Origin of the sequence: uncultured Fretibacterium sp. (genome assembly GCF_938040765.1) — a bacterium.
Taxonomy (GTDB): Bacteria; Synergistota; Synergistia; order Synergistales; family Aminobacteriaceae; genus CAJPSE01.
On sequence record NZ_CALIAA010000147.1, the window covers coordinates 1 to 9,065 of the forward strand.

Below are 9,065 nucleotides of genomic sequence, written 5' to 3' on the forward strand. Positions count from 1 at the left end.
GAGCTGGTGCCCGAGGAGTAGCGGCCCAACAACTTCTCAGCACAGCGGGGGCCTGCCCCGCTCTTGGATACCCGGAGGCATCGTGGACCCGGCAGGACCTGAGGTATAATGAACCTGCCGCGACGGGGAGATCGGGACGCGGCCTCTGGAAACCGAGAGCAACGGCACAACCGAATACTTGAGGCGCAGGTGCCGGCGCGTATGCCGGCGAAGAGGGAAGCAGGCGAAAATCCTGCACGGTCCCGCCGCTGTGAGGGGGAGACGGCCCCGAAGGTCACTGGATCGATCCGGGAAGACCGGGGGGACGCTTTTTCACGTCGACGATCCCGAGTCAGAAGACCTGCCTGGGCCGCAGACGCCAACCCCCTACGGACGATAGGGAGGGCGTGCCGGCTTTTCATGCCTTTTTTCGTGTCAGCGGGCGCTCCTCCACCTTGGACGTGGAGGAGCGTTTTTTGTCGGGCCGGCCGGGCTTTTCGCACGGACTGCGGACGCGGAAATGTCATGGAGAAATCGGGAGGCTTTCATGTTCGTAAAGATCCGAAAACGGGACGGCCGTGAGGTGCCGTTCAATGCGGAGAAGATCGCCGGGGCCATTCTGAAGGCCCTGGCCGCGGTCGCGGAGGACACGGGGGAGGCGGCCAGGCAGGATACGGCGCTCGCCCTGACGGAACAGGTCGCGGAGCGTATGGAAAAGGAGCTCGCGGGGCACGTCCCCCAGGTGGAGGAGATCCAGGACATCGTGGAGAACGTCCTCATCGACTCCGGGCACGGGCGCGCGGCCAAGGCCTACATCCTCTACCGCGCCCGCCGCAGCCAGGCGCGCGAGATGAAGAGCCGCCTGATGAACATCTACGAGGACCTGACCTTCCGCGAGGCGCAGGACAACGACCTGAAGCGCGAGAACGCCAACATCGACGGCGACACCGCCATGGGGACGATGCTCCGCTACGGGTCCGAGGGGGCGAAGTACTTCAACGAGATCTTCGTCCTGCGCCCCGAGCACGCGGAGGCGCACCGAAACGGCGACATCCACATCCACGACATGGATTTCCTGACCCTGACGACGACCTGCTGCCAGATCGACATCAAAAAGCTCTTCAAGGGCGGGTTCGGCACGGGGCACGGCACGCTGCGCGAGCCGGCGGGCATCCGCAGCGCGGCGGCCCTGGCCTGCATCGCGCTCCAGTCCAACCAGAACGACCAGCACGGCGGTCAGAGCATCCCCATGTTCGACTTCGCCCTGGCCCCCTACGTCGCCAGGACCTTCACGGGCCTCTACCGGAAGAACCTGGCCAAAGCCCTCGGGATGCTGCCCGACGCGGACGACGCCGCCGAGTGGGTCGAGGCCCTGCACGAGGAGCTGCGCGGCGCCCCGGACGGGACGATCCGCCTGGGAGGGGCGGAGCCGTTCCAGGCCATGGAACGTTCTCGCCTGGAGCGGCGGTTCGGGGACGGTCCCGCCGCGCGGGCACAGGCCCTGGCCCTGAGCGAGGCGGAGCGCGAGACGGACCGGGAGACCTATCAGGCCATGGAGGCCCTGGTCCACAACCTGAACACCATGCACAGCCGCGCCGGGGCCCAGGTGCCCTTCAGCTCGCTCAACTACGGGACGGACACGTCTCCCGAGGGGCGCAGCGTCGTGAAGAACCTCCTGCTCGCCACGGAGGCGGGGCTGGGACACGGCGAGACCCCCATCTTTCCCGTGAGCATCTTCAAGGTCAAGGAGGGCGTGAACTACGCGCCGGGCGACCCCAACTACGACCTCTTCCGGCTGGCCTGCCGCGTCAGCGCCAGACGGCTCTTCCCGAACTTCGCCTTCATCGACGCGCCCTTCAACCTCCAATACTACCGTCCGGGGGAGCCCGATACCGAAATAGCCTACATGGGGTGCCGAACGCGCGTCATCGGCAACGTCGCCGACCCCGGCCGCCAGATCGTGACGGGCCGCGGGAACCTGAGCTTCACCAGCGTCAATCTGCCGAGGCTGGGGCTCCTGAGCGGGCGGGACCGGGCCGGATTCTTCCGGATGCTGGACGAAAAAATCGACCTGGTGATCCGCCAGCTCCTGGACCGCCTGGAGATCCAGTCCAGGAAGAAGGTCAAGAACTTCCCGTTCCTGATGGGACAGGGGGTCTGGATGGACTCGGAGAAACTGGGGTGGAACGACGAGGTGCGCGAGGCGCTCCGGCACGGCTCGCTCTCCTTGGGGTTCATCGGCCTGGCGGAGTGCCTCAAGGCCCTCACCGGAAAACACCACGGCGAGAGCGAGGCGTCCCAGGCCCTGGGGCTGGAGATCGTCGGGCACATGCGCTCGCGCATGGATGAGGCCGCGCGGAAACACGGGCTGAACTTCACCCTGCTGGCGACGCCGGCCGAGGGCCTGTCCGGCCGGTTCGTCCGGATGGACCGGAAGCGGTTCGGGCCGATCGAGGGGATCACCGACCGCGACTACTACACCAACAGCTTTCACGTCCCTGTGCACCACAATATCCGCGCGCTCGACAAAATCCGCCTGGAGGCGCCCTACCACGAGCTGACGAACGCGGGACACATCACCTACATCGAGATGGACGGAGACCCGTCCCGGAACCTGGACGCGTTCGAGAAGGTCGTGCGCGCCATGAAGGAGGCGGGGATCGGGTACGGGGCCATCAACCACCCGCTGGACCGCGACCCCGTCTGCGGGTACACGGGCGTCATCGACGACGTCTGCCCCGGATGCGGCCGCTCGGAGGGCGGCGTGCGGTTTGAGCGCATCCGCAGGATCACGGGCTACCTGGTGGGGACGCTCGACCGGTTCAACGACGCCAAGAAGGCCGAGGAACACGACCGTGTGCACCACACCGGATCGCACTGAAACCCCTCTCGGGGCTCCGCCCCGAACCCCGCCAAGGGAGCAAGCTCCCTTGGATCCCTTTTATCGTCGTGGGCAGGGGAGCTGCCGCCCCCCTGTCCACGAGGATACGAGGAGGGGTGCAGGGGGACTTGTTCCCCTGCTGGGGGTTCAGGGGGCAAAGCCCCCTGAGGCACTTTAATGCGTCTCCGGGTCGCGGGCATCGTCGAGGAGTCGTTCGTGGACGGGCCCGGCATTCGCTTTACGGTGTTCGTGCAGGGCTGTCCGCACCGATGCCCCGGCTGCCACAACCCACAGACCCACGCCTACGAGGGCGGGTTTTGGGTGGAGGTGGGGCCGCTTTTGGCGCGGATGGAGGAAAACCCGCTGCTGGACGGCCTAAGCCTGAGCGGCGGTGAGCCCTTCGAGCAGGCGGAGCCCCTGGCGGAGCTGGCCGAGGGGGCGCAGGCGCGCGGGTACGACGTGATGACCTGGAGCGGCTACACCTTCGAGTTCCTGCTGGCGCACCGGGACGAGCGGCCGGGCTGGAGACGCCTGCTGGACGCCTCGGACGTCCTCGTGGACGGGCCGTTTCTTATCGCCCAGCGGAGCCTGGGCCTGCCCTGCAGGGGCTCCAGGAACCAGCGCATCCTGGACCTTCATCGGTCCCTGGCGGAGAACGCTCCGATCCTCCACCCTCTTTGACGTTCCCCTGACAATTCCACGGCAACGGCATGAATTCGAAGGTGCTATAATAACCCCATTGCTGTTTTTCTCTTGTTTATTTTTAGAAATTTCAGCCCTGGAGAAGGGGGGTACGGCTGCGGCGGAGCACTCGAAATTCTTATTATGACGTCTTGTAGGACCAAAACATATTCCTGGATCGGACTGCAGTGGGAGAGAGGGGAAAATGTCATGGCGGAACCTGCAACATTGATGAAAAGGATCATGGACTACAACAGCATCGTCAACGGGTTCGTCTGGGGGACCCCCATGCTCTGTCTTCTGGTGGGGACGGGCGTATACCTGACGATCATTCTGGGGATGCCCCAGCTGCGCTATTTTTTCCTCTCCCTGAAAGAGGTGTTCGGGAGGAAGAAGGCAGTTCAGAGGGCCGAGGGGGACAAGTCCATCTCCTCCTTCGCGGCTTTGGCGACGGCGATGGCCGCCACCGTGGGGACGGGCAACATCGCCGGCGTAGCCACCGCGCTCCACCTGGGGGGGCCCGGAGCCCTGTTCTGGATGCTGGTATCGGCGTTCTTCGGCATGTGCACCAAGTTCTCCGAGGTCGTCCTGGCCGTCCATTTTCGCAAGAGGGACGAGCACGGCGACTGGCGCGGCGGGACGATGTACATCCTCGAGCACGGGACGGGGCAGAAGTGGCTCGCGGTGCTCTTCGCCCTGTTCGCCTTCCTGGCCTCCTTCGGCATCGGCGCGGCGGTCCAGGCCAACTCCACGGCTGAGGGGCTCTCGCTGGGGTTTGGAGTAGACCCGCTTTACAGCGGCATCGTGCTGGCCGTTCTGGTCGCTCTGGTCATCATCGGGGGCCTGAGGAGCCTCTCCACCGTGACCACCTACCTGGTCCCCTTCATGGCCGTCTTCTACGTCATATGCTCCATCCTCGTGCTGGGGAAGAACGCGCAGCACATCCCGGAGGCCATCGCATCCACCCTGAAGTACGCCTTCAATGATCCCATGGCGCTGCCGGGCGCCCTGGCCGGCTGGTCCGTGAAGCTGGCCGTCACCAAGGGCATCGCCCGCGGCGTGTTCTCCAATGAGGCCGGGATGGGCTCCGCCCCCATGGTGCACGCAACGGCCAACGTCGACCACCCCGTGCGCCAGGGGCTTTACGGCATCTTCGAGGTCTTCATGGACACGATCGTGATCTGTTCCATGACGGCGCTGGTCATCATGACGACGGAGAGCCTCACGGGACAGGCGAACCTTACGGGGGCCCAGCTGACGCTCTACGCCTTCGAAGTCGGCCTGGGGCCGGTCGTCGGGAAATATGTGCTTTCGGCCGGCCTTGCGCTCTTCGCCTTTACGACTATCCTGGGGTGGTACTGGTACGCCGAGACCGCGGCGACCTACCTCTTCGGCATCTGGTTCAAGCCTGTCATGAAGATCTCCTGGATCGCGCTGATCCTGCTCGGCGCCGCGGGAGGGCAGATCCTGGGGACGGGGGCTCAGTCGTTCCTGACGGAACTGTGGGACCTGGCCGACACCCTGAACGGGCTGATGGCCATTCCCAACCTCCTGGGGCTCCTGCTCCTGTCGGGCGTTCTGCGCACGATCGTCAAGGATTTCGACCTCGAGAGGAAGAACGGGAAGCTATAATAGACTGGAGGGGTCTTTTCGACCCGGGGGAGCGTTCTGCGCTCTCCCGGGTCGCATAAGTTTCAGGGAGGCGATTCACGTGGCTGCTTTGTCTTCGGGCTCACCAACGCGCATGGAGGTCTTTGCGGATGCCCTCCGTCACAACTTCGAGGTCGTCCGTTTCCTCGTCGGGCGGAAGCGGGACATCCTCGCGGTGATCAAGGCCGACGCCTACGGCCATGGAGCCGTGAGGGCCGCCGGGATCTATCGCGAGCTCGGGTGCGGGCACTTCGCCGTCGCCCGCCTGTGCGAGGCCCTCGAGCTCCGCGAGGCTGGGATAACGGAGGACATCCTGATCCTGGGACAGGAACCCGAGAGCTCCGCCAAGGCGGTCGTCGAGTATGGCCTGACCTGCACCTGCGCGGAGCTCTCTTTTGCCCGGGAGCTGAGCCGTGAGGCGGCCTCGAGGGGTAGGAGGGCGAAGGTGCACATCAAGGTGAACACGGGCATGGGGAGGCTGGGTTTCCTGCCCGAGGACATGGGACGGGCCGCGGAAGAGCTGTTCTCCCTTCCGGGGCTGGACGTCGAGGGGGCGTTCACCCATTTCGCCGTCGCCGACGAGGAGAGGCGCGATTACACCGACATGCAGTTCGAGCGGCTCGGGAGGGCCCTGTCGCTCCTGGAGGATAAGGGGCGGACCCTACGCATGCGTCACGCCTGCAACAGCGCGGGCATCCTGAGCCATCCCGACAAGTACCTCGACGCCGTCCGGCCCGGAATCATGCTCTACGGCGTCTCGCCCGTCAAGCGGCTTCCCGAGGCGGTGACGCTCCGCCCCACCTTCGCATTCAAGAGCGCGGTCGTGTCCCTTCACGACGCAGCGCCCTCCAGCGGGATCGGCTATGGACTGCGCTACATCACGAGAGGACGCGAGCGCATCGCCATCGTCCCGGTGGGCTACGCCGACGGATGGAGCCGGACCCTCTCCGGGAAGACCTCCGTCCTGATCCGCGGCCGGAGATGTCCCGCGGTGGGTTCGATCTGCATGGATCAGATGATGGTGGACGTCACGGACCTGGACCATGTGGAACTGGGGGACGAGGTCGTCCTGATCGGCCGTCAGGGCGAGGCCGAGATCACCGTGCAGGAGGTTGCCGAACTCCGCGAGACGATCCCCTACGAGATCCCCCTGTCCCTTTCGCGGCGGGTCCCCCGGGTGTACCTCTAGGGTTTCTCCAGATTGTTTACAACGGACAAAAAGCTGATATAATGAAGTGCTCCGGAGGAGATGATGAGGAATATGCCCAATAAAATTGTAGCTCAAAATCGCAAGGCACGGCACGATTATTTCATCATCGATTCCCTGGAGTGCGGCATCGTCCTGACGGGCACCGAGATCAAGAGCGTCAGGGCGGGCAACCTGAACCTGAAGGACTCCTACGCTTCGATCGAGAGGGGCGAGCTCTGGCTGATGGGCATGCACGTCTCGCCTTACGAGAAGGGGAGCTATTACAACCATGAGCCGGAGCGGGACCGCAAGCTGCTGGTCGGCCGGCAGGAGCTCGTCCGTTTGGGAAGCAAGGTGCGGGAGAAGGGGTTGACCCTGGTTCCCCTTTCGGTCTACATAAAGGACGGGCGAAGGGCGAAGGTGGAGCTTGCCCTGGCGAAGGGAAAGACCTCCTACGACAAGCGCGACGCCCTGGCGGACCGGGATGCGAAGCGCGATATGGCCCGCGCGGTCCGGCACCGGGGGCGCTACGAGGAATGAGCCCCCGCCGGTAAGCGGGCGGACGCCTTCCACAGGACATCTGGAGGTGGGGCGTGTTGGCCGCTTAGGGGCCTCATCAGGGCTGGTCGTCTGCTTGCGTCGATAACGCGGCAACGGTGCCGCGTATCGACATAAGCGATCGACACAGCATCCAGGGCTTAACAGCCCCGGGGAGCTGGTCGTCTGCTTAGGGGGCGACAGGTTGCGGAAAAGGTGAATTCCCCTCGAAGAGGGGAAGAGAGGTTCCCCTGGGGGACCGTAGGTTTCGAAGCCTGCGTAGAGGCCTGTAGAAGTTCAAGGTGTTTCAGGTTTTTGAGTTGCAGGGCTAAAATATCAAGATAGGTTTATTTGCTTGCGTCGATAACGCGGCAACGGTGCCGCGTATCGACGTAAGCGATCGACACAGCATCCGGGGCTTAACAGCCCCGGAGAGTTGGTCGTCTGCTTAGGGGGCGACAGGTTTCGACGGCACGCGGAGGATCTGGAGGAGCAGGCCGAGTTATGTCCGTAATCCTCGTTAAACATTCGGACAAGACGATAAACGTCGACAATAACTACGCACTGGCGGCTTAAGCCTGCCACGTTGAAGGATGGGTTCCTCTGCCGGCCCGCCGGAGACGTCATTTCAGGCGGATGCTCCGCTTCGCGTCGGACCTTGCCGAAGTGGAAAAGACCAGAGGTCTTGGAAAGAGGAAGGCCGTTTTCTGCCTAACCTCGGACGACAATTAAAAGAAAACTAAGCCTGTAGCGCCGCCACGGTCGGCCCATGTCGGACGGGGGTTCGATTCCCCCCGCCTCCACCAACGAAAATCCTCGGCGCAATCGTAAAAACGCCGAGGTTGATTTTAAAAAAGGGCCTTTCCCGACAGAAGGAAAGGCCCTTTTGGCAACAGAAGAGCGGAGAGCGAGAGGAGCTGGGAAAGATGAACGTGCCCCGCAGCAAAACGCAAAGACCCGGAAAAATCTGCACCGCCGTATCCACGCACTTTCGGAGGAAAACCTGCAATCCCTTGTCCATGACCTGAGCGAGCTCGAAAAGGGAGAGGCCCATGAACAAAAGACCGTTGCGGCTATAAAGGAGTCTCTCGATCCTGAAAATCGGATTGAATGCCGTGACATCCAGGGTATGTTCAAAAAGTGTGGCGTGAAATGTTCCGACTGAGCATATCTTTGGCTTATAAAAAGGACCTGCAGCTTGCGGAGGCCAGAGGTAAAAATCTGATGTTGCTTGAAACGCCTCTCTCGATACTTTTGGAAGGGTTGCCTTTGCCACCGCAATACAAGGATCTTTAATACGGAAATCAAACTATGGCGCGCTCCCAGTGCTTCACCATCTGACCGGTGGAGCTAGGTCACCAGCACTGTAATATCGTCATTTTTAGACTGTTCTTTCTGTTACCTCCTCTTCAAAATCATGAGGGGATGTTCTTGCTGAGCTTTACAGGCTGCTATAATTAACATACATGAAAGAAGGACAGCAGCATGGGCAAGCAAAGAATTTACTTGGACACGTCCGTGATAAGCCATTTGCAGCACGAAGACGTACCTGAAAAGATGCAGGACACATTGTTGTTCTGGCGGATGCTCGAGTCGGATAGGTATGAGGTCGTCATATCGGATATCACGCTTATGGAGTTGAAGCAGTGCTTCGAACCCAAGCAATCGGAGTTACTGGGCTATTTGGGTACTATAAACTATGCTCTCCTGCCTCAAACGGATGAGGTGGACGCTTTAGCCGAAGCTTATGTCGAAAACGGAGTCCTCTCACGTAAGAGTATGGGAGATTGTCAACACATCGCTTTTGCTACGATAAGCGGCTGTGACGTGATCGTGTCTTGGAACTTCAAACACATGGTGCGTATGACGACGATTCAAAAGGTCAGAACGATCAACACCATGAAGGGATATTTCAAGCTACTCGATATCGTGTCTCCAACTGTAATGCTGGGAGATGATGCAGATGAATAAGCCGAAAATCAGTCCTGATTTTACCATTGAAGATATACACAGAATCCGTGAGGCCAATGAAGAGCGGCGTCAGGCTATGACTAAGGAGGCTTATCGGGCGGAGGTCAGAGCCGATGCTCTGTTCATTCAGGAGAAAATTCTAAAGATAAAGGAAAAGCGTCTCTCTCAAAATAAGTC

Annotated in this window: 8 protein-coding genes, 1 other RNA gene and 1 riboswitch; all 9 genes read left to right on the top strand. The window is 61.8% G+C overall.

Annotated features, from left to right (window positions below; translation table 11 throughout):
• The first annotated feature begins 170 nt into the window (after positions 1 to 170).
• A riboswitch (cobalamin riboswitch) is annotated at positions 171 to 363 on the top strand.
• 163 nt (positions 364 to 526) lie between these two features.
• Positions 527 to 2,860, top strand: coding sequence for an anaerobic ribonucleoside triphosphate reductase (locus Q0176_RS05485; RefSeq protein WP_299300034.1), 2,334 nt, complete (start codon positions 527 to 529; stop codon positions 2,858 to 2,860).
• A gap of 177 nt (positions 2,861 to 3,037) precedes the next feature.
• Positions 3,038 to 3,541 (top strand): 4Fe-4S cluster-binding domain-containing protein, encoded by a 504-nt coding sequence (locus Q0176_RS05490; RefSeq protein WP_299300036.1) that lies wholly within the window; start codon positions 3,038 to 3,040, stop codon positions 3,539 to 3,541.
• 231 nt (positions 3,542 to 3,772) lie between these two features.
• A complete protein-coding gene (locus tag Q0176_RS05495; protein WP_299300048.1) occupies positions 3,773 to 5,173 on the top strand; it encodes a sodium:alanine symporter family protein in 1,401 nt (466 codons plus the stop codon).
• 79 nt (positions 5,174 to 5,252) lie between these two features.
• Complete coding sequence (gene alr, locus Q0176_RS05500) at positions 5,253 to 6,380, top strand: alanine racemase (protein ID WP_299300038.1); 1,128 nt, start codon at positions 5,253 to 5,255, stop codon at positions 6,378 to 6,380.
• Positions 6,381 to 6,452: 72 nt separating this feature from the next.
• Positions 6,453 to 6,920: an SsrA-binding protein SmpB gene (gene smpB / locus Q0176_RS05505; RefSeq protein WP_299300040.1), complete on the top strand. Its 468-nt coding sequence runs from the start codon at positions 6,453 to 6,455 to the stop codon at positions 6,918 to 6,920.
• Positions 6,921 to 7,368: 448 nt separating this feature from the next.
• Positions 7,369 to 7,723, top strand: a transfer-messenger RNA (tmRNA) gene (gene ssrA / locus Q0176_RS05510).
• An 80-nt stretch (positions 7,724 to 7,803) separates the two neighbouring features.
• Positions 7,804 to 8,082 (top strand): hypothetical protein, encoded by a 279-nt coding sequence (locus Q0176_RS05515; protein ID WP_299300042.1) that lies wholly within the window; start codon positions 7,804 to 7,806, stop codon positions 8,080 to 8,082.
• Positions 8,083 to 8,402: 320 nt separating this feature from the next.
• Complete coding sequence (locus Q0176_RS05520; RefSeq protein ID WP_299300044.1) at positions 8,403 to 8,888, top strand: PIN domain-containing protein; 486 nt, start codon at positions 8,403 to 8,405, stop codon at positions 8,886 to 8,888.
• Positions 8,881 to 9,065, top strand: a 185-nt coding sequence (locus tag Q0176_RS05525; protein WP_299300046.1) for a hypothetical protein, incomplete at its 3' end; no start/stop codon positions are given. The genes Q0176_RS05520 and Q0176_RS05525, both read left to right, overlap by 8 nt.